This window comes from Massilia psychrophila (assembly GCF_002760665.1).
GTDB lineage: Bacteria > Pseudomonadota > Gammaproteobacteria > Burkholderiales > Burkholderiaceae_D > JAFCUW01.
The window spans coordinates 1-19,807 of the sequence record NZ_PDOB01000043.1 but is presented as its reverse complement, the minus strand read 5'-3'; the positions used below and the strand labels follow the sequence as shown (position 1 = coordinate 19,807).

17 protein-coding genes, 2 tRNA genes and 1 pseudogene are annotated in these 19,807 nt (G+C 59.8%); 8 read left to right on the top strand and 12 right to left on the bottom strand.

The window, feature by feature from the left end; translation table 11 throughout:
- Nucleotides 1-10: 10 nt before the first annotated feature.
- Nucleotides 11-1,045, bottom strand: coding sequence for a nicotinate-nucleotide--dimethylbenzimidazole phosphoribosyltransferase (gene cobT / locus CR103_RS19280; protein ID WP_099917552.1), 1,035 nt, complete (start codon nt 1,043-1,045; stop codon nt 11-13).
- A 96-nt stretch (nt 1,046-1,141) separates the two neighbouring features.
- On the opposite strand from cobT, the gene CR103_RS23905 reads away from it, so the two are divergent.
- Nucleotides 1,142-1,276, top strand: a complete 135-nt coding sequence (locus tag CR103_RS23905) for a hypothetical protein (RefSeq protein ID WP_267874014.1) — start codon at nt 1,142-1,144, stop codon at nt 1,274-1,276.
- Between the two features lie 542 nt (nt 1,277-1,818).
- Here the strand turns inward: CR103_RS23905 and CR103_RS19275 are convergent.
- The 3 genes from CR103_RS19275 to acs all read right to left on the bottom strand — a co-directional run bounded on the left by CR103_RS19275 (nt 1,819) and on the right by acs (nt 5,509).
- Nucleotides 1,819-2,100 (bottom strand): DUF427 domain-containing protein, encoded by a 282-nt coding sequence (locus CR103_RS19275; RefSeq protein ID WP_099917551.1) that lies wholly within the window; start codon nt 2,098-2,100, stop codon nt 1,819-1,821.
- A 1,049-nt stretch (nt 2,101-3,149) separates the two neighbouring features.
- Nucleotides 3,150-3,240: transfer RNA gene (locus tag CR103_RS19270), tRNA-Ser, on the bottom strand.
- A gap of 268 nt (nt 3,241-3,508) precedes the next feature.
- Nucleotides 3,509-5,509, bottom strand: a complete 2,001-nt coding sequence (acs, locus tag CR103_RS19265) for an acetate--CoA ligase (RefSeq protein ID WP_099917550.1) — start codon at nt 5,507-5,509, stop codon at nt 3,509-3,511.
- A 200-nt stretch (nt 5,510-5,709) separates the two neighbouring features.
- Here acs and CR103_RS19260 point away from each other — a divergent pair, with 200 nt between their 5' ends.
- The 4 genes from CR103_RS19260 (at nt 5,710) to CR103_RS19245 (ending at nt 8,900) form a co-directional block, all read left to right on the top strand.
- A complete protein-coding gene (locus CR103_RS19260) occupies nt 5,710-6,321 on the top strand; it encodes a TIGR00645 family protein (RefSeq protein WP_099917549.1) in 612 nt (203 codons plus the stop codon).
- A gap of 16 nt (nt 6,322-6,337) precedes the next feature.
- Complete coding sequence (locus tag CR103_RS19255; RefSeq protein WP_099917548.1) at nt 6,338-7,879, top strand: fumarate hydratase; 1,542 nt, start codon at nt 6,338-6,340, stop codon at nt 7,877-7,879.
- Between the two features lie 10 nt (nt 7,880-7,889).
- The gene (gene murI, locus CR103_RS19250; protein WP_099917547.1) at nt 7,890-8,738 is read left to right on the top strand and encodes a glutamate racemase; all 849 of its coding nucleotides are present in this window, start codon (nt 7,890-7,892) and stop codon (nt 8,736-8,738) included.
- An 86-nt stretch (nt 8,739-8,824) separates the two neighbouring features.
- Nucleotides 8,825-8,900, top strand: a tRNA-His gene (locus CR103_RS19245).
- Nucleotides 8,901-9,041: 141 nt separating this feature from the next.
- Here CR103_RS19245 and CR103_RS23625 read toward each other — a convergent pair.
- Nucleotides 9,042-10,187 (bottom strand): annotated as a pseudogene (locus tag CR103_RS23625) (VirK/YbjX family protein).
- A 247-nt stretch (nt 10,188-10,434) separates the two neighbouring features.
- On the opposite strand from CR103_RS23625, the gene CR103_RS19230 reads away from it, so the two are divergent.
- On the top strand, nt 10,435-10,614 hold the full coding sequence (locus CR103_RS19230; protein WP_099917544.1) for a hypothetical protein: 180 nt from the start codon (nt 10,435-10,437) through the stop codon (nt 10,612-10,614).
- A 163-nt stretch (nt 10,615-10,777) separates the two neighbouring features.
- Here CR103_RS19230 and CR103_RS19225 read toward each other — a convergent pair whose 3' ends face one another.
- Nucleotides 10,778-11,329, bottom strand: a complete 552-nt coding sequence (locus CR103_RS19225; RefSeq protein WP_099917543.1) for a glycine zipper 2TM domain-containing protein — start codon at nt 11,327-11,329, stop codon at nt 10,778-10,780.
- Between the two features lie 771 nt (nt 11,330-12,100).
- Here CR103_RS19225 and CR103_RS19220 point away from each other — a divergent pair.
- Both CR103_RS19220 and CR103_RS22880 read left to right on the top strand, forming a co-directional pair.
- A complete protein-coding gene (locus tag CR103_RS19220; RefSeq protein WP_099917542.1) occupies nt 12,101-12,307 on the top strand; it encodes a DUF6494 family protein in 207 nt (68 codons plus the stop codon).
- Nucleotides 12,308-12,310: 3 nt separating this feature from the next.
- Nucleotides 12,311-12,469, top strand: coding sequence for a hypothetical protein (locus CR103_RS22880; protein ID WP_180279467.1), 159 nt, complete (start codon nt 12,311-12,313; stop codon nt 12,467-12,469).
- Between the two features lie 66 nt (nt 12,470-12,535).
- On the opposite strand, the gene CR103_RS19215 is transcribed toward CR103_RS22880, so the two are convergent.
- The 6 genes from CR103_RS19215 to dusA all read right to left on the bottom strand — a co-directional run bounded on the left by CR103_RS19215 (nt 12,536) and on the right by dusA (nt 19,314).
- Complete coding sequence (locus tag CR103_RS19215) at nt 12,536-13,864, bottom strand: DUF3422 family protein (protein ID WP_099917541.1); 1,329 nt, start codon at nt 13,862-13,864, stop codon at nt 12,536-12,538.
- Between the two features lie 102 nt (nt 13,865-13,966).
- Nucleotides 13,967-15,190, bottom strand: coding sequence for an MFS transporter (locus CR103_RS19210; RefSeq protein ID WP_099917540.1), 1,224 nt, complete (start codon nt 15,188-15,190; stop codon nt 13,967-13,969).
- Nucleotides 15,191-15,297: 107 nt separating this feature from the next.
- Nucleotides 15,298-15,648 (bottom strand): energy transducer TonB, encoded by a 351-nt coding sequence (locus tag CR103_RS19205; RefSeq protein ID WP_099917539.1) that lies wholly within the window; start codon nt 15,646-15,648, stop codon nt 15,298-15,300.
- Between the two features lie 33 nt (nt 15,649-15,681).
- The gene (locus CR103_RS19200) at nt 15,682-16,023 is read right to left on the bottom strand and encodes an energy transducer TonB (RefSeq protein WP_099917538.1); all 342 of its coding nucleotides are present in this window, start codon (nt 16,021-16,023) and stop codon (nt 15,682-15,684) included.
- Nucleotides 16,024-16,085: 62 nt separating this feature from the next.
- Complete coding sequence (locus tag CR103_RS19195; RefSeq protein WP_099917537.1) at nt 16,086-17,804, bottom strand: methyl-accepting chemotaxis protein; 1,719 nt, start codon at nt 17,802-17,804, stop codon at nt 16,086-16,088.
- Between the two features lie 457 nt (nt 17,805-18,261).
- Entirely contained in the window at nt 18,262-19,314 is a 1,053-nt protein-coding gene (dusA, locus tag CR103_RS19190) for a tRNA dihydrouridine(20/20a) synthase DusA (RefSeq protein ID WP_099917536.1), read from the bottom strand.
- Between the last annotated feature and the right edge of the window lie 493 nt (nt 19,315-19,807).

Sequence of the window (19,807 nt, the reverse complement as noted above, 5' to 3'; positions counted from 1 at the left end):
GGCGGGCCGGTTAGTCGAGTTTTTCGGCTACTTGCGCCGAACCGAAGGTAGCCATCTCGCGTAGGAAACCGGCAGCCGCCTGCAGCAAGGGCAAGGCCAGCGCGCAGGCCGTGCCTTCGCCCAGGCGCATGTCGAGTTGCAGCAGCGGGCGGGCCGCGAGGGTGTCGAGCATGCGTTTGTGACCATGCTCGCCGGAGCAGTGCGCAAACACGCAGTAGTCGAGGATCGCCGGTTGCAGGCGCGCTGCGACCAGCAGTGCGCTGGTGACGATGAAGCCGTCGATCAGCAGCACCATGCGCCGTTCGGCCGCGCGCAACATGGCGCCGGCCATCATCGCGATTTCGAAACCGCCAAAGGTGGCGAGGATGGCCAGCGGATCGTCGACGCCGGCGTGATGCGATACCGCCGCTTCGATGACATGCTGCTTGTGGCGCACGCCCTCGGCCGACACTCCCGTGCCGGCGCCGACACAGTCTGAAACCGGTATCCCGGTCAGCTTGTGCATCAGCGCGGCGCCAGCGGTGGTGTTGGCAATGCCCATTTCGCCAAAACCGACGACGTTGCCCTGCAGCTCGTCGACAAGCGCGATGCCATCGGCCAGTGCCTGCGCGCATTGCGCCGTTGTCATCGCTGCCTGGTTCGCAAAATTTTGGGTACCGTAGGCGATTTTGCGATCGACCAGGCTGTCGCGCGGACCGAAAGCGTGATTAACCCCGGCATCGACCACCACCAGCGCACACCCGTTTTGACGGGCAAACACGTTGATTGCCGCGCCCTGCGCCAGGAAATTTTCCACCATCTGCCACGTCACGCTTTGCGGATAAGCCGATACGCCTTCGGCGGCGACGCCATGGTCGCCAGCGAAAACCAGGATGACAGGCTCGGTCAAGGCCACGCTGGTGGTTTGCTGAATCAGCCCAAGCTGCCTGGCGAGCACTTCAAGCATGCCGAGACTGCCAGGCGGCTTGGTTTTACTGTCGATCGCCGCGTCGAGCTGCATTGAGAGCGCCGCATTGGCTGTGGCGGTAATGAAAGGAAGGTGCATGGGAATTCCGGCAATGAGGTCGGCGCTAAGATAGCACACTCGACTATCCGAGGAATCGCCCGTCAATGAGCGATTTTGTCGCGACCGACGCATTCAGTGCTTCAATTGCAGAGCGAGCTCGAGCGCCTGCGCAACAAGCTCGCCAAGGCCGATTTGATCATTGACGTCAAAAAACAGCTTTCCATCCTGCTGGGACCGAGCCCGCCGGACACCACCGGCGAGCCGCAGTGATGGGTACAGGCGTCAGCTTGACCGACGAGGTTGATGTAAGTAGCAGCTGCATGCCGCGCAGGGCCTTGTGTTGCGACCGGGCATTACTCCGTTTATGCCGCCATGACCCGGAACGATCACACTCCGGTTGGACGTTTGATATTTCTAAAAATAGCGTGCACGATTGGGGGGCTGTCAGGGGGTAGCTGGATGCTGACCATTGCGCTATGCGCTGGCGGAGAGGGGGATTCCTATCAATGGCTGAAACGCACGCCAATACTGGGACTGCTCAATTTTGATCTTCGCCCTACCCCCAAACATGCCCGAGGTGGGCTGCACAGACATTTTCAAACTCTAAGCAGCGCTCCAAGCCTAGCGGACGATCAATGTTGTGCCTATATGATCAGCATGCTGCGCATCACGGAATTGCGCGAGACGGCCATGCTGGAACTCGGGCCGAAATGTTGATTGGCGGCCTTTCATGACGTGGTGTTGCAGGCGGCCTCGGTGCCCCTGGCCGTGCAGACGCAAGGGGTGAGCTTGAATATGCGCTCGAGAACGCTCTAGAGCTTGACTTCGACGCCTTTCCAGAACGCCACGTGGCCGGCAATGTTGGCGGCCGCGGATTTGGGTGCGGGATACAGCCACGCCGCATCCTTGTTGACCTTGCCGTTGACCTCCACATCGTAATAGCTGGCCGTGCCCTTCCATGGACACATGGTGGTGGTCGCCGAATCGCTGAAAAAGCGGCGGTCGAGCGACGCCGGCGGAAAATAATGGTTGCCCTCGACAACGAGGGTTGCGTTCGACTCGGCCAAAACTTCGCCATTCCATATTGCCTTCATGTACCCTCCCGGTTAGCCTCGGACACCAAGCATGGACAATTCTACACCAGCACGAACGGGGCCGATTCATCAAACCGGGTCAACACGGATTTATCGAGGCCGGCAGCGTTTCTCGACACGCCGCGAAGACCGGAGGGCCGGAGGCAAGTCTGCCGTTGGGACACGAGCCCAGCACTTAATTTCGGAACTACAAAAGATTGGGATTGCCAGACGCTCAATCGACGCACTGTGGCGGCCGTGTCTCAACGAAAGCCCCTCTTACATGGCCGCCATGTTAGCGCCCGGGCCGCGGTCGCGCATGTCTGCTATCGACCCAGGCTGTGTAGAAACGCGTAACCCGCACATTTTCAGGGGTCGGTTTAGCATTGCCGCCCTCCGAAAACGCCGTTGCACTCGTTTTGGACAGCCGAGTCTGCCGACGTTTTCGTTCTGCTCAGCGTTTTTACACAGCCTGGACCCATAGCGGACACTCGGCCAGCGGCGCAAACAACACGGATATGACCTGCAAGTGCGCTGTCCAGATACGCGGCCTATTGCGGACATTCGCTTCGCGAAATGACTTAATTGTTAAGGCTGTAGATTCACTCGATTTCTGCAGCTGGTAGCTACGATAAGCTTTTTAAGCGTTACCGTACGACCATCGACTACAACGGACTCTTCCGAATTGTCAGAGTAGAAACTCATCTTCACCCGAAATCGCAATCGCATTCGAAAATCTGGATTAGCGTTCTTGCTAGGTTGAGGTGCTTCGCTACCCATCATTTTTTCTCTAATTTTTAATGACGCACAAGGGGCAAGCTCTGCTATTCGGGTGAGGAACTTTGAGTTGATTTTCGTCTCGACGGGCGGCGATCGCAGAGTGTCACTGTTCGTTGTAGGGACGAAAGCGATGCTAACACAGGTCTATTGTAGATTACACAACTATCTAGACTGGAAAAATGGGGGCGAAAAAAAAAGCGCTTTCCTACTCCAAATCTATACTCCAACTGAGGAGCTGATTAAGTAGAAAAACGCTTTAGGATCAATAACTTACATCAATCGATAATTCTTGGCGGAGAGATGGGGATTCGAACCCCAGATAGGCTATTAACCTATACACGCTTTCCAGGCGTGCGCCTTCAGCCACTCAGCCATCTCTCCTGTAACACTTACTTCGCTTTCACGAAGCGCCAGATTATAACAAACATTCTGTTGAGTACCAAGACATTCCCCGCCTCCCGGCATTTCAGCCGGCCCGTCAGGTATCGGCTTCGATCAGCGTGACGCGCGCGAACCCGCGCATGCCGAGCGCGTGGCCGATGCCAACCGCGACATTATTGAAAAGCAAAATCCGCCGCCATATCGGTTTGCACCTTGCCCTCGGTGGGCGACAGCGCGGCGAGCTTGTCGCCGCTGCGGTCCGTTGCGCTTAAGAAGCTTCCTTCAGCTGATCCAGGATGGCCGGATTTTCCAGCGTCGAAATGTCCTGCGTGATGGTCTCGCCCTTGGCCAGCACGCGCAGCAGGCGGCGCATGATCTTGCCGGAGCGCGTCTTCGGCAGGTTGTCGCCGAAACGGATTTCCTTCGGCTTGGCGATCGGGCCGATTTCCTTGGCGACCCAGTTGCGTAATTCCGTCGCCAGCTTTTTCGCTTCTTCGCCGGTCGGGCGCGCCTGCTTGAGCACGACGAAGGCGCAGATCGATTCGCCCGTCGTCTCGTCGGGCCTGCCCACCACCGCCGCTTCGGCCACCAGCGGATTGGCCACCAGCGCCGATTCGATTTCCATCGTGCCCATGCGGTGACCGGAGACGTTGAGCACGTCGTCGATGCGGCCGGTGATGGTGAAATAGGTGGTGTCGCTGTTGCGGATGGCGCCGTCGCCGGCCAGGTAGTATTTACCGCCGAGCTCGTCCGGGAAATAGCTGGCCTTGAAGCGTTCCGGATTGTTCCAGATGGTCCGGATCATCGACGGCCATGGCCGCTTGACGACCAGGATGCCGCCCTGCCCGTTCGCCACGTCGGCGCCGGCCTCGTCGACGATCGCCGCCATGATGCCCGGCAGCGGCAAGGTGCACGAACCCGGCACCATCGGGGTTGCGCCAGGCAGCGGCGTGATCATGTGGCCACCCGTCTCGGTCTGCCAGAACGTGTCGACCACGGGGCAGCGCCCGCCGCCGACGTTGTTGTAGTACCACATCCATGCTTCCGGATTGATCGGCTCGCCAACCGATCCGAGCAGGCGAAGACTCGACAAATCGTAGTTTTTCGGATGCACGCTCGGGTCGACGTCGGCCGCCTTGATGAGCGAGCGGATCGCGGTCGGCGCCGTGTAGAAAATGCTGACCTTGTGCTTGGCGATGGTGTCCCAGAAGCGGCCGGCGTTGGGAAAGGTCGGAATGCCTTCGAACACGATCTCGGTGCCGCCCACCAGCAGCGGGCCGTAGGTGATGTAGCTGTGGCCGGTGACCCAGCCGATGTCGGCGGTGCACCAAAAGACGTCGTCCGGCTTGATGTCGAAGGTCCACTTCATCGTCAGCGCGCACCACAGCAGGTAGCCGCCGGTCGAGTGCTGCACGCCCTTTGGCGTGCCGGTCGAGCCGGACGTGTAGAGGATGAACAGCGGATGCTCGGCGCCGACCCATTCCGGCTCGCATTCGGCCGGCTGTTTCGCCACCAGTTCGTGCAGCCAGACGTCGAGCCCCTCGGTGAAGTCGATGTTGCCGCCGGTGCGCTGGTAGACAATGACGTTGCGGATGGTCTCGCAGCCGCCCAGTGCCAGCGCCTCGTCGACAATGGCTTTGAGCGGCAGGCTCTTGCCGCCGCGCCTTTGCTCGTCGGCGGTGATGACGGCGACCGCACCGGCGTCGATGATGCGTTCATGCAGCGACTTGGCGGAAAAGCCGCCGAACACCACCGAGTGGGTGGCGCCGATCCGCGCGCAGGCCTGCATCGCGGCCACCGCTTCGATCGACATCGACATATAGATGATGACGCGGTCGCCCTTCTGGATGCCGCGCGAGCGCAGGCCATTGGCGAACTTGCAGACACGCTCGTGCAGTTCGCGGTAGGTGGCGCGCGTGGATTGGCCGTCGTCGGCCTCGAAAATGATCGCAGTCTTGTCGGCGTTGCCGTTCGTCAGGTTGCGGTCAAGGCAATTGTAGGAGGCGTTCAGCTGGCCGTCGGCAAACCACTTGTAGAACGGCGCGTCCGATTCGTCCAGCGTGGTGGTAAATGGCTTTTGCCAGTCGAGGTTCTCGCGCGCCAGGCGGGCCCAGAACCCTTCGTAATCGGCCGCTGCCTCGGCGCACAGTTTTTCGTACGCTGGCATGCCTGAAATGGTGGCCTTGGCCACGAACTCGGCCGACGGTGCGAATACCCGGCTTTCGTGAGAACCCTGGTTTTCCTGCAAATTAGTGTCTGTGGCGGCCATGCTAGTCTCCTTTAATAATTTTGTACGACAGTAGACGTTGCCGCTTACTGAGCCCTTACAGCTTGAGAGCGAACCGCCTTATTGATGATTCTACCAATCTTTTACCTTCGCTTCGCTCTTATCGGCAACGCGCCCCCACGCGTGTAAAATGACGCAAAGAAAAATTTGCCTTTGAATCCGCTTCCCTTGGAGTTTCACCGATGCCCGTCCCACCAGTTGACAATTTACCGACCCAGCTTGGCTTCCTGCCACGCCTTATCTTCGCCAGCCGCTGGCTGCAGTTGCCGCTGTACCTTGGCCTGATCCTGGCCCAGTGCGTCTACGTTTTCCATTTCTGGGTAGAACTGAAGGACTTGATCGGCGCCGTGATGGGCAACGCCGCGTCCCTGCAGCATATTCTCGACGCCGTCACCGTACCCGGCGCTATCCGCCCGACCAGACTCAACGAGACGACCATCATGCTCGTCGTGCTTGGCCTGATCGACGTCGTGATGATCTCCAACCTGCTCATCATGGTCATCATCGGCGGCTATGAAACCTTTGTTTCGCGGCTTGGGCTCGACCTGCACCCCGACCAGCCGGAATGGCTGTCGCACGTGAACGCGTCAGTGCTCAAGACCAAACTGGCGATGGCGATCATCGGTATCTCGTCGATCCACCTGCTCAAAACGTTCATCAATGCGGGCGCGTACACGATGGAGGTGATCATCTCGCAAACCGTGATCCACACCGTGTTCCTGTTCTCAGCCCTGGCCATCGCTTACACCGACCGCATCATGATCGGCACCCAGAATCAATCGAAACCGCATTAACGCTCACGAGAACCCCATGACAGTCATCAAGCAGGAAGACCTGATCGAGTCGGTCGCCGCCGCCCTCCAGTACATCAGCTACTACCACCCGGCCGACTACATCGCCCACCTGGCGCGCGCCTACGACGCCGAGCAGAGCCCGGCGGCCAAAGACGCGATCGCCCAGATCCTGACCAACTCGCGCATGTGCGCCGAGGGCAAGCGGCCGATCTGCCAGGACACCGGCATCGTCAACGTCTTCCTCAAAATCGGCATGGGCGTGCGCTTCGAAGGCTTTGCAGGCAGCGTCACCGACGCCGTCAACGAAGGCGTGCGCCGGGCCTACAACTTCGATGACAACAAGCTGCGCGCCTCGATCGTCGCCGACCCCCAGTTCGAGCGCAAAAATACGAAGGACAACACGCCGGCCGTGGTCCACATGGAGCTCGTCGTCGGCAATACGGTCGACGTCAAGGTCGCGGCCAAGGGCGGCGGCTCGGAAAACAAGACCAAGTTCGTCATGCTCAATCCGTCGGACTCACTGGTCGACTGGGTCATGAAGACGGTGCCCCAGATGGGCGCCGGCTGGTGCCCGCCTGGCATGCTCGGCATCGGCATCGGCGGCACCGCCGAAAAAGCCATGCTGATGGCCAAGGAAGTGCTGATGGACGACATCGACATGTTCGACCTGAAGGCGCGCGGCCCGCAAAACAAGACCGAAGAACTGCGCATTGAATTGTGCGACAAGATCAATGCATTGGGCATCGGCGCCCAGGGCCTGGGCGGCATGACGACCGTACTCGACGTCAAAATCATGATGTACCCGACCCACGCCGCCTCCAAGCCGGTGGCGATGATCCCGAACTGCGCCGCCACCCGCCACGCCCACTTCGTGCTGGACGGCTCGGGCGCCGCCTACATCGAGCCGCCATCGCTATCCTCCTGGCCTGACGTGCACTGGGCGCCGGACACCGAAAAATCAACCCGCGTCGACCTGAACACGCTGACGCGCGCAGAAGTGGCCGCGTGGACGCCGGGCCAAACCCTGCTGCTGAACGGCAAAATGCTGACCGGCCGCGACGCCGCCCACAAGCGCATCCAGGACATGCTGGCCAGGGGCGAGAGCTTGCCGGTCGACTTCACCAACCGCGTCATCTATTATGTCGGCCCGGTCGACCCGGTGCGCGACGAAGCGGTCGGCCCGGCCGGCCCGACGACCGCCACCCGGATGGACAAATTTACCGACATGATGCTGGAGAAAACCGGCCTGATCGCGATGATCGGCAAGGCCGAGCGCGGCCCGGCGGCGATCGAATCGATCAAGCAGCACAAGTCGGCCTACCTGATGGCGGTCGGCGGCGCGGCCTACCTGGTGTCGAAAGCGATCAAGAGCGCGAAAGTGCTGGGCTTTCACGACATGGGGATGGAAGCGATCTACGAGTTCGACGTCGTCGACATGCCCGTCACCGTCGCGGTTGACTCGAACGGCACCTCGGTGCACACCACCGGGCCGCAGCAATGGGCGGCGAAGATCGAAGCTTTGAGCAGCGTCGGCAAGATCCCCGTCACCGTTGCCTAGGGCAGCCGGTATGGCGACTACGGCCAACGCCCCGATCGGGGTGTTCGACTCGGGTGTGGGCGGCCTGTCGGTGCTGCGCCACATCCGCGCCCAGCTGCCGCGCGAGCACCTGCTGTATTTTGCCGACGCCGCTTTTGCGCCCTATGGCGACAAGCCGGAGCCGGCCGTCGCCGAGCGCTCGCTGGCGATTGCCGGCTTCCTGGTCGCGCAAGGGGCCAAGGCGCTGGTGGTTGCCTGCAACACCGCCACCGTCGCTGCCATCAAGCTGCTGCGTGCGCATTATCCGGGCATGCCGATCGTCGGCGTCGAACCGGGCCTGAAACCGGGCGCCGCGGCCAGCCGCAACGGCATGGTCGGCGTGCTTGCCACCGACGGCACCCTGGCCGGCGAAAAATTCCAGCTGCTGCTCGAACAGATCAGCCAGTCGAGCAATGCACAATTTTTGCTGCAAGGCTGCACCGGGCTTGCCAGCCAGATCGAGCTGGGCGAACTCGATTCCGACGCCACCGCGGCAATGCTGGCACGCTACATCACGCCCCTGCTCGACCAGGGCGCCGACACCCTGGTGCTGGGCTGCACCCACTACCCGCTGGTGCAGGCGGCCATCGAGCACCTCATCGCCAACACCACGCCGCGCGAGATCGTGCTGGTCGACACCGGCGAAGCGGTAGCACGCCAACTGGCCCGCCTGCTTGCCGCGGCCGGCAGCGACCGTCAAGACGACGGCCAACCGGCGCTGCTTGCCGGCTACACCAGCGCCAGCGCGACGGCCTTGCAGGCAGCTTTTACTGCCCTGCTGGGGCTGGCGGTGCCGGTGCAGGCGGTCGAAATCGGCATACACTCGGCCGATGCGGCGTGATCAGCAATTAGATTTGCCAGTTGCCCGAGATGTTTGTATAATCTTGCTCTGTTCTGGGCAAGCTTTGGAACAGACGTTGGACAGTGGTGGCTGTAGCTCAGTTGGTAGAGTCCAGGATTGTGATTCCTGTTGTCGTGGGTTCGAGCCCCATCAGCCACCCCAAAGAATATGTACTAAAAAAATGGTTACGCGCTTAGGCCCGTAGCCATTTTTTTTACCAATCCTCCTCTCGTTACGCAGCGCCACTTGTACGCTAGTTGTACCCGCAGTGATCGGCGCGCCCCCGCCATTTTGCCCCTGTCTTCACGCCGGCAAATCATGTACAGGGAACGCCGCCCCGATTCTTACGCGCACTCCGCACTCCGCACTCAGCGTCTCCGCCTGCTCGATTCGGTACAGCGGCCGGCTCCACCAGCTGTTCGCCGATGTCTTCACCGATCGCATGTTCATGTCGCCGGAAACCAATGTGAAACCCGTACTGCGCGTTTGCAGTGCTCTGCAGACGTCGTGCGCGGTACTCGCAAGAAGTGCGAAACGCTTCTTGGCCGCCGAACGTTTATTTGACGCGATGGCGGCCAAGTCGGGCTCACTCAGTTCCGCGCATGGAAGCAGGTAGTCGCCGTCGTCTTTGGATACGGCGCCCAATTCACCCCACGTTTCGTCGTAGTTAGCCGAAACCCGCCCTTTGCGAATCTGTTGATGCATAACGCGATTGGCATTTCCGACGAGCAGTAAGTCGCCGCAACCGAATTCGCGTCCAATCTGCTGAACTAAGCGCGTCATCAAACTTTTGGGGCGCAGGCCAAACAGGTCGCGGGTGGCGAAACTAATTTATTGAAGAGCACAGTCCGAGCGGCCGCCTTGCAAGCACCCGATGGCTACCAACGGCGTGACGCCGTCGGCGATAAACGTGAATGCAACGGAGTAAATTACTACCTCATTGCTGAGCAACTGCAAAACAAGTTCACCCTCGCGTTCCATTTGCCCCATGGCGACGAGTTTAAGTTGGTAGAGGCTGCCTGATTTTCCCGAAATTTCTGCGAGCCGGACTAACCGCAGTGCAGCGCGCAACACCAGGGTTTCCAGGCCACGCTTGGCAATGAAATCATAGTGTGAGGTCAGCACGGCGAGGCGCTGCTGACAGTTCAGTCGAGCGCTCAGATACGGCCGGTAAATTTTCTTCAACACGCCAGGCTGTGCGTTGGCCAGTCGCGTTAGCAGAGGCGTCGAGTTCCAGTACGGAATCCATTTGCGAGTGGCTGCCGAATTGATTCGGGCGCGCACTTCCAGTTTCACTGTTTCGCGAAGATACGACCAGCCGGGACGCGTGCCGATGAGGCCTGCCTTTAACGCAATTTCTGGGACCGGGAGATACGAGAATTCATTTTGCGAGAGGCATGGCCAACGCTCTGTCTCAAGCGGTATTTGAACACTTTCTGAAGAACTCATGTGCGAGAGGCATGGGAGAAATGTGAATTATTAGGAACTAGAAGTTCGCAATGTGTACGTACGGAATGTGACGTAGTGTATCGTAAAGTAAAGTAACGCAGTGTGCTCGAGCAGTTGGCCGCTGATGGGGAGACTGGCAGAAGTTGGTGGTACTTAATCCTGGCGAACTGGTGCTGACAAAGTGACGAGGTGCGCTACGAGGTCAACAGGATTTTCATGCAGGGGGCGATCTGGGAAGAGTCCGCAAATGCAAACGCCCGTCGACACGATGGTTCGACAGGCGCTCGATTGCTATATTTTAAATGGCGCTAACGCCGCGCATTTTGCCGGGGATTTTTCGGCTTTCTCGGCCTTTGCCTTCTTCATTTCCTGGGAAGGCGTTGCCTTTTTGAGCGAAACAATTTTCCCCGTTTTCGCATTCACCTGAACCCCGGTCACACCTTTTGCTGACGGCTGCGAAAGGTCAAATGACCAAAATCAGTCGCCCATGTTCGCGCTCCAATTAGGGGAAAAAGTAAACCGTCTTACTACCTTGCACCGGGGCGATTTAGCACATCGCATGCAAGAACTGGTGACAACACATCGCCAGGTCAGTCATCATCATCTTCATGTTCGTGATGCTCATGCCGGCGGCGACTCTTCCGATCATGTTCGCGTTCATGCTCGTGCTCTCTTACCCGCCAATCACGATTCCGATTGTCCTGCCAGCGGTAGTCGCGCTCGTTGCGGCGGTCAACATAGTAGGCACGCTGTTCCACGTACTGCGGCGGCTGTTCGACTAGCCGAATCACCGGCTCGCGATACACCGGAACCTGAACCCTGTCGACCACGGTACGGCAGCGTCGCGCTGTCGTGTAATTTGCCCCGTTCGATGATGTCATCCGGTCACCGACCATCGCACCGGTCATTGCCCCGACTGCGGTCGCAACCGTTCGCCCATTTCCGCCGCCCACCTGGTTGCCAAGGAGGCCACCGGCGATGCCGCCCACGATTGCGCCGCCGTAGTCGCCGCCACGCGGTTGTGTTCGAACTTGTTCATTCCAGCACTCCTGTCGCGGGCGCTCGACGGTTCGATACTCGGTGGCAAATGCTACCGCCGGAAATACGAGAACGGCGATAGTGCAGATAAGTTTGTTTTTCATGACAGCTCCCAAAAATATTAGATGTTGTATCGATTCTTCACATTCACGTGTTGCTTACAACTACGGGCACACGCAGTACATTTAGCGCTATCGCTTACGCTGGGCGATTTCGTTGCCAACGTAGCCACCGTCGATTTCAGCAAGAATGCTGAGCTCGCGGCACGAAGCTGCTTGTCATGACCGCCTGACGCGCCTGCGCCAGCGCGCCAGCGCCATGGGAGTTCGGAAGAAGGCCCGCAATTGCGGCATCTGCTGCCAAGCTGACCATTGTCAGGGTCAATGCGGCTTGGCGTAGTTGTGCCTTCGATGCCGTTCTCCGGGGGCGCGCATGTGGTTGCGCTGATATGAAGATAACGCGCCGGCACAAAAACGGTCTGTGCGAAAGGTGTTTCTCAGGTAACCATATGTAACCGAGGGGTTTTGGGCTTGCCACGCACTCCAGCGCGCTGCTGTTACTGACCGCGATTACTTGTATTTTGCTGTTGGTCTTCGACTCGTACATCGGCAGCAGATGAGCCGGCAAGCCCGAATTTTCGGTTTGGCGGTGGTCGATGTTTTTTATCTTGTCGTGCCGAGGTCAGCAGCATAATCAGAACAGTACCAAGCAGCCAAGCAGAGAGATGAAAGACGAAATGGCAGTTTTAAATTTGTTGTAGGCAAGATGCCAACCACTGCGATTGTCAATTGCGCACGCAAAAGCGGCGGCAATAGCGTACATTAAAGTCGGAAGATGCTGTCGGTAGTTGTCAACAATATCTGGAGGAATGAACGATGGACGAAGAAACTTTTAACCTGAGCCTGCGAAAGTTTTTAAAAATGGTGGGAGTGAGTTCCCAGAACGAAATCGAGAAAGCGGTCGCACGCGCGCTGGCAGAGAAGGCGATTAACGGAAATGAAGCGTTTCCAGCGACGATGACTCTTGAAGTTGCTGGTCTTAAACTAAATGTGAAGTTTGAGGGTACTATCGCGCTTGAGTAGAGCGTGTTCGGCACCTTGCTCCTCATCAGCGGCATGCTTGGCAGCATCAGCGCGGTGCCGGTTGAAGGCGTGACCGGTCCGTTTGCCGCTACCGCCACGATCGACGCCGCCACCGGCAAGGTGGTTGGACGTTACAGCGGCTCAGGGCGCAACCCGCCCTGACCGATCGACGCGGCGGCGCCAGGGCACCGCCACCGCAAGCACGCTGCCGATTACCTTGCCGCGCCGTTACGCGTGCATGCGCCGGTGCATGTAGCGCAGCCCGAGCCACACGCAAGCCGCCACGACCGGCACCAGCACGCTCACCATCACATCCGGATTGCCGGGCACGCCGAGCACCTTGGCGCCCTTGCCCAGGTAGCTGATCAGCCCGATCACATAGTACGAAATCGCCGCCACCGACAAGCCTTCGACCGACTGCTGCAGCCGCAGCTGCTGGGCTGCGCGCGTGTTCATCGACTGCAGGATCTGACGGTTCTGCATTTCCTGCACGATGCCCACGCGCGTGCGCAGCAAGTCGTTGGTATTGGCGATGCGCCGGCCCAACGCATCCTGGCGGGCGGCCGTGGCGTCGCACGTGTTCATCGCCGGCGTCAGGCGCCGGTCCATGAATTCTTCCACCGTCGGCACGCCCTCGAGGCGCACCTCGCGCAACTCCTCGATGCGCGCCTTGACCAGCCCAAAATAGGCTTTCGATGCCGAAAAGCGGTAGCTGTTGTCGAGCGATAGCTTTTCCAGCCGCGCCGCCAGGCGCGTAATCTGGTCAAGCAGGGCCTGGTCGGAGCCGGCCGCGTCAAGCGGCGCGGAAGGCGCCGCATCGGTGGCCACCATGGCGCCGGCCAGCGCCGCCAGTTCGGCCTCGACCGCGTTGAGCACGATCCCGGCCTGCTGCGCCGACGGCAGCCCGAGCAGCGCCATCATGCGGTAGGTTTCGATTTCCAGCACCCGCTGCACCAGCCGTCCCGCCTGTTGCGCGCGCATGCCGGCGTCGCGGATCACGAAGCGGCTGAAGCCGTCGGACTGGATGGCGAAATCGGTCCACAGCTGCGCGTCCTGCATGACGCTGCCGCCGACCAGCATGGAGCCCTCGAAGGCATGCTGGACGTCAAGCGCACTGCTTTCGCCGCGCTCGAGCAGCACGTGGGCCGCCACCATCAGGCGGCCGGCCAAGCTGGCCAGCCATTGCTGCGGCAGGTGGGCCAGCGGCATGTAGGCGAATGCCTCGTCGATCGACTTCGCCTCGCGCGACGGCGCGGCGAAGGTATAGGTGGCGAACTCGGTGTGGCATTCCCATTTCAGCCGGAAGCGGCCGAAGTCGTGATAAAAATAGTTTGCTCCGGCCACCGGCGGGGCGACGCCGAAATGGGCGCAGAACTGTGCCAGCGTTACTTGCTGGATCAGCGCGTTGCCGTTGGGCGGCCCCGCTTCGCTGTCACGGTAGACGGCAAGGTGGGTAATCGCTTCAGGCGCGTCGAGTTTGAGGAACGGACGCGAATGAACCTCGGCTGCCAGCGGCACGCGCAGCACATGGTTAAGTTTGGAATATTCTAAAGTCATCGTAGTTATCGGCAATTCGAAAAGGCGTTGACGCACCAGCCGCGGCCGGAATGTCTGTGAGTCAATAATATCACCGGAGTATTAGCGAGGTAGCGCCAGTCCCTATTTGCTCAGGCCGCCGGCTGCAGCGGGCGCCGCCATCTGCACGCGCCAGCCCTGCAGCCGCCAGCCGGCCCAGGCCGACAGCGCGGCGCCCAGCAGCAGCACCAGTCGGGTATCGATCAAGGTCAGCACGGAGCCTGCCAGCGCCATCAGGATATTGGCGATGCAGAAGATGGTCGATAGCAGGCCCATCACCGCGCCCTGGCCGTAGCCGCCGAACCGATCCGCGCACCAGCCCGGCACGATGGCGTTGTAGAACGCGTTCGGGATGCCAAACAAGATGATTGCCAGCAGCCCCAGCCAGACGTTGCCAACCGCTACCAGCGCCACCGCCGCCGCCACGCCGAATGCATTCCAGGCCGCCCGCCGCAGCGGCGCGATGGCGCTCGGGCGCCCGGCGAAGGCCAGCGACGTCAACGTCATCAACGCACACAGGCCGGCAGTGATCCAGGCGATGCCGCGGGCGTCGAAACCGGGCACTTCCACCAGCCACAAGGGATAAAATTCGTAGAACGCGGTGACGCCGCAGCTAAAGGCAAGCTGCACGATGAACAGCCGCCGCAGTTCCGGATAGCGCAGCAGGTTCAGCGAGTGCTGGTTGCGCGCCACATGCCACCATGACGTCGTCGCTTTCGACGGCGCCTCGCGCGGCAGCACCACCGCCACCAGCGCCGCCATCAGCACCAGTGCGCACACCGCCACCCAGAACGGCGTGGTGATGCCCCAGGCCAGGGTAAAGCCGGCCAGCAGTGGACCGGCCAGCCAGCCCATGTAAAACGCCCCGTTCAGCCACGAAAATGCGCGCAGGCGCAGGTCGCCCTCGAGGCGGTCGGCCAGCATCGCGCGGGCGACCGAACCGTTGCCTTGAAGTAAGCCAGTGATAAAGCGCGCGGCGATAAACAGCGGATACGATTCGAGCACCAGTGCGTATGCGGTGAGCGCATGGCCGGCAGCGCCGCCCAGCGCGGTGGCGAGCAGAACCGGCCGGCGGCCGAAGCGGTCCGACAGCGGCCCGAGCAAGGCTGAGCCGATCATCAGCCCGAACGGATTGATGGTCAGAGCAATGCCGAACAGCAGCTTTGGCGGCAGGCCGAGAAAATGGTTCAGGCTGTTGGGGGCGTCGGCGGCGAACAGCGGCGGCAGGACCGGGTACGGCAGCGATGCGCCGATGGTCGAGAACAGAGCGAGCAGGCAGGCTGCGGCGATCAGGAGGGCGTTTTGCATGCGCACAATATACGGGCTGGCGCGCCTGACGTATACGACGCCTTGTGAACGCGGGGACACCCCCGGTGCCGCGCGCTCGGCGGCCGGGCGGTGGGATTATCTACCGTTTAATCGAGCTTCCACGCGTAATCGACCCTGGTCCAGGTCTGCGCCGGCGCGCCGTCCTTGGAGCCAGGCTTGAACTTGCAGGCGCTCAGCGATTTGATCGCTGCCTTGTCCAGGCTCTTGAAACCGCTGGTCTTTTCCAGTTTCGATTCCACTACCGAGCCGTCCGGCGCGACCAGGAACGACATCGACGTCGTGCCCTGCTCTTCGTTCATCAGCGACGCCTTCGGATAATCGGTCTTGCAATTCTTGGGATCGAAGCTTGCCGGAACTTCAGCGGCCACCACAGCGACGGACACACCGGACAGCACCAGGGCTGCAAGCACTTTCAGATAACGCGGATTTGTAGACATACCAGTCATTCCAATAATTAAATTGTTAATTGGTCAAAGCTTCCAGACGTAATCGACTTTGGCCCAGGTCTGCGCCGGGGCGCCGTCCTTGGTACCCGGCTTGAACTTGCATGCGCTCACGCCCTTCATTGCTGCCTTGTCCAGGGTCTTGAAACCGCTGGTCTTCTCGATCTTCGAATCGACGACGCTGCCGTCGGTCGACACCAGGAACGCCAACGTTACAGCGCCTTCCTCTTCATTCATCAACGATGCTTTCGGATACTCCGCCTTGCAGTTTTTGGCATCCAAGGTCGCCGGTACTTCGGCGGCAAGACCGATGCTGCAAACGCCGCTCGACAACAGGGCTGCGACGATGCTGATAGAAAGCTTGTTCATGTTTCAATTTCCATTTCTGTAGCAAAAAAGGTAAAGAAAATAATTATTACGACCGCAAGGATTTAAAACTCTTCCCACTCGTCGTTACTGGCCGTGGCCAAGGCTTTCTTTGGCTTAGAGGCGGCCGGCGCCGGCTTTCTCACCACCGCGCTGGTGACGCGCAACCGCGCCGGCTTGGCTGGCCTGGCCACCGTGGCCATCGCTGACTGCGGCGCCACGTAGGTTTCCTCGCCTTCGACCAGTTTGAAGATGCTGACAACGTGGGCCAGTTCGCTTGCCTGGTCCTGCAGGCTCTGCGCTGCCGCGGCAGCCTGCTCGACCAGCGCCGCGTTCTGCTGGGTCATGCTGTCCATCTCGATGATCGACATGTTGACCTGTTCGATACCGGCGCTTTGCTCCTGGCTGGCGTTGGCGATCTCGCTCATGATGTCGGTGACGCGCTTGACGCTGGCCACCACTTCATCCATCGTCACGCCGGCCTCGCCGACCAGCCTGCTACCGCGTTCGACCTTCTCGACCGAATCGCCGATCAGGGTCTTGATTTCTTTTGCCGCCGCCGCGCTGCGCTGGGCCAGGTTACGCACTTCCGCGGCAACCACCGCAAAGCCGCGGCCCTGCTCGCCGGCGCGCGCAGCTTCCACTGCCGCATTGAGCGCCAGGATGTTGGTCTGGAATGCGATGCCGTCGATGACGCCAATGATGTCGACGATCTTGTTGGCCGAGGCGTTGATCGAGCCCATCGTGTCGACCACTTGCGACACCACGGCGCCGCCTTTGCGCGCGACGTCGGACGCGGTGGCGGCAAGCATGTTGGCTTCACGGGCGTTGTCAGCGTTCTGTTTCACCGTCGAGGTCAGTTCTTCCATCGCCGACGCCGTTTTCTCCAGCGAACTGGCCTGCATTTCGGTACGTGACGACAGGTCGATATTGCCGGCCGCGATTTCACGCGATGCCGTGCCGATCGTTTCGGTACCGACCCGCACCTGGCCGACGATGCTGACCAGGCTGTCGCGCATTTCCTTCATTTCGACCAGCAGGCTGCCCTTGTCGGACGCTGCTGTATGGATCGCGATCGACAGGTCGCCGTGGGCGATTGAGCCGGCAATTTTTGCCGTGTAATCGGGTTCGCCGCCGAGTTGCTTGAGCAGGCCGCGGGTAATCAGCACTGCCGCCAGCACGCCCATGCCGACCGCCAACAGGCCCATCAACAACATCAAATTGCGGGCGTTCACAAACGCCGCCTCGGCATCGACCTGGCTCTGGATATTAAGCTTGTCTTCCAGCGTCGCCAGTTGCTCGAGCGAATCCATCCATTTTTTCTGCGCCGGACGGATTTCCTTGATCATCACGCGGGTAGCATCTTCCGCCTTGGCCGCCAGCCACAATTCCGACGCCTTGGCGATCGCCGGCATCGTCACCGCCTCGCTCTCCTTGACCTGGGCGAGCAGTGCTTTTTCCGCCGGCGACGCTTCGATTGCGAACTTGTCGGTCAGTTTTTTCTCGATTTCGTCGTACTTCCCTGTCATCGTCTTGAAACGGGCAAGATCGCCCTCCATCTCGTCCGGGCTCGACATCAAGGTAAGGATACGCAGCGAACTGATGCGGTCGTTGACATTGGCGCGCATGTCGATGACGAGGCGGGTAACGACGTTGTTAACCCCAACCACGCGGTCGAGCCGGTCCTGGATCTGCGCCATGCGCAGGATGCCAGTGATCGTTACGGCCACCAGGAAGGTCAGGACCAAGGCGAAACCGAGGCCAAGCCGCGTTCCCACGTTCATGTTTGTTAAATTCATTTCGCGTATATTTTCATCAAAGATTTAATTGAATTCGCTCGCGAAACTAATAATTTCGCGCAACCCAAGCGTGGTGTGCATGCAGATAATTGCAAATTGCACAAATTGCTTTCAGGATAGATCAAAATATGACTGCGGATACAAAAATGTAGAACCAGGACAACTTGTTTCAAAAAAACAATATATTGCACGAAAAACAATTGTCGGATACAAAAAAGCAGAAAAAGAATTATAGTGGCAATTTTTGCCTCAAAGCAAGCTTTTTGCAGTTTGTCACTCTTTTGAGTTGTTTCTTTAGGGAAATTTTAAACTGGCGGAGGGGCTGCAACAAATCAGTCATGCTTGATGCAAAGGATGCGGGGAATGGTGAGGCTGGGGGGCAAGAAAAAAGAAGAAAAAAGGAACGTCACCATGATGGGGCCAGGTGGCCCCATCATGGTGACTATGCAGCGGTGCTTGATTGCATGCGGGCTGCCGCTTCGAGCAACAGGCGCGGATCGGCGCCGGCCAGCTTTTTCGGGTCTGACATGACCTGGCGAAAACTCCGGGCGCCGGGTAGCCCAGCCATCAGGCCGAGCATGTGGCGGGTGATGCTGTTCAGCTTGAGCCCGCGCGCGGCGTGCGCGTCGAGCTGCGCTTGTATATAGGGAATCATCGCCGCCAGCACTTCCTGGCGCGATTTTACCGGCGTGTCGTCGCCGTAGAAACGGCCATCGTATTCAGCCATCGCGTAGGGATTGTGATACGCCTCGCGCCCCATCATCACGCCATCGACGTGTTCCAGGTGCAGCGCGATCTCGTCGGAGGTCTTGATGCCGCCGTTGATGATGATCTCCAGGCCGGGAAATTCGCGCTTGAGCTGATAGGCCACCTCGTACCGGAGCGGCGGGATTTCGCGGTTTTCCTTCGGCGACAATCCCTTCAGAATGGCGTTGCGGGCGTGGACGATGAAGGTGTTGCAGCCGGCGGCAGCGATGGTGCCGACAAAATCGCGCACGAAGCTGTAGTCCTCGACCTTGTCGATGCCGATGCGGTGCTTGACGGTGACGTCGATCGACACCGCGTCGCGCATCGCCTTGACGCAATCGGCCACCAGGGCCGGCTCGGCCATCAGGCAGGCGCCGAAAGCGCCTTTTTGCACCCGCTCCGACGGGCAGCCGCAGTTCAGGTTGATCTCGTCGTAACCCCACTGCTCGCCCAGCTTGGCGCTTTTTGCAAGGTCGCCCGGATCGCTACCGCCCAGTTGCAGCGCCACCGGATGCTCTTCGCCGTCGAAGCGCAAATGGCGTTCGACGTCGCCGTACACCAGCGCGCCGGTGGTGACCATTTCGGTGTACAGCCAGGTATGGCGGGTGATCTGGCGATGGAATACGCGGCAGTGGCGGTCAGTCCAGTCCATCATCGGAGCGACAGAGAGGCGGCGCCCTTTGTTGGCCACCGCTTTCGGCGTTTCTTCACTTTGGGGAGCGGTTCTCTGGCCTCGCTCAGGGTTCATTTGAATTCACGTTTTCTCACCTGTTTTAATTCACGGTTGCCACAAAATTAAAAATCTGAAGCAAAGTCTTGGGGCGACCACAACCGAAGCGCACATGATAACGCTAAAGCACCAGGACGTTCGGTACGCAGCGAAGAAGACTGTCGCCAAACGGCCGGGCCAAAACCGCTGCGAAGAACCTCGGGGCGATCCTGATGTCGTTCTTTTCGGCACAATTTTTGAAAATAAAACCCCAGCCGAAAAAATTCCGCGTTTCCGCGGATTTTTTCGGTCGGGATAAATGACCATGCGAATGATCGGGGAAGACCGGGTCGCGAAAGACCGGGTCGCGCTAGCGGCGATTAACGCCCATTGATGGTCGAGTGTGCATCCTGGCCGCCCCAGCCCTTCCAGCCGGTATAGCTTTGCGTCACGCCAGCCGACCTGCCATCCCAATAACGATGGAACACGTTCGGGTTGTTACTGGTGTACGTATTGTAGTCAGCGCTCATGA

What these genes read in the sequence shown, in the direction of transcription:
- cobT (WP_099917552.1), bottom strand. Translation starts at nt 1,045, where the DNA reads ATGCACCTTCCTTTCATTACCGCCACAGCCAATGCGGCGCTCTCAATG.
- CR103_RS19275 (WP_099917551.1), bottom strand. Translation starts at nt 2,100, where the DNA reads ATGAAGGCAATATGGAATGGCGAAGTTTTGGCCGAGTCGAACGCAACC.
- acs (WP_099917550.1), bottom strand. Translation starts at nt 5,509, where the DNA reads ATGGCCGCCACAGACACTAATTTGCAGGAAAACCAGGGTTCTCACGAA.
- CR103_RS19260 (WP_099917549.1), top strand. Translation starts at nt 5,710, where the DNA reads ATGCCCGTCCCACCAGTTGACAATTTACCGACCCAGCTTGGCTTCCTG.
- CR103_RS19255 (WP_099917548.1), top strand. Translation starts at nt 6,338, where the DNA reads ATGACAGTCATCAAGCAGGAAGACCTGATCGAGTCGGTCGCCGCCGCC.
- murI (WP_099917547.1), top strand. Translation starts at nt 7,890, where the DNA reads ATGGCGACTACGGCCAACGCCCCGATCGGGGTGTTCGACTCGGGTGTG.
- CR103_RS19230 (WP_099917544.1), top strand. Translation starts at nt 10,435, where the DNA reads ATGCAAACGCCCGTCGACACGATGGTTCGACAGGCGCTCGATTGCTAT.
- CR103_RS19225 (WP_099917543.1), bottom strand. Translation starts at nt 11,329, where the DNA reads ATGAAAAACAAACTTATCTGCACTATCGCCGTTCTCGTATTTCCGGCG.
- CR103_RS19220 (WP_099917542.1), top strand. Translation starts at nt 12,101, where the DNA reads ATGGACGAAGAAACTTTTAACCTGAGCCTGCGAAAGTTTTTAAAAATG.
- CR103_RS19215 (WP_099917541.1), bottom strand. Translation starts at nt 13,864, where the DNA reads ATGACTTTAGAATATTCCAAACTTAACCATGTGCTGCGCGTGCCGCTG.
- CR103_RS19210 (WP_099917540.1), bottom strand. Translation starts at nt 15,190, where the DNA reads ATGCAAAACGCCCTCCTGATCGCCGCAGCCTGCCTGCTCGCTCTGTTC.
- CR103_RS19205 (WP_099917539.1), bottom strand. Translation starts at nt 15,648, where the DNA reads ATGTCTACAAATCCGCGTTATCTGAAAGTGCTTGCAGCCCTGGTGCTG.
- CR103_RS19200 (WP_099917538.1), bottom strand. Translation starts at nt 16,023, where the DNA reads ATGAACAAGCTTTCTATCAGCATCGTCGCAGCCCTGTTGTCGAGCGGC.
- CR103_RS19195 (WP_099917537.1), bottom strand. Translation starts at nt 17,804, where the DNA reads ATGAACGTGGGAACGCGGCTTGGCCTCGGTTTCGCCTTGGTCCTGACC.
- dusA (WP_099917536.1), bottom strand. Translation starts at nt 19,314, where the DNA reads ATGAACCCTGAGCGAGGCCAGAGAACCGCTCCCCAAAGTGAAGAAACG.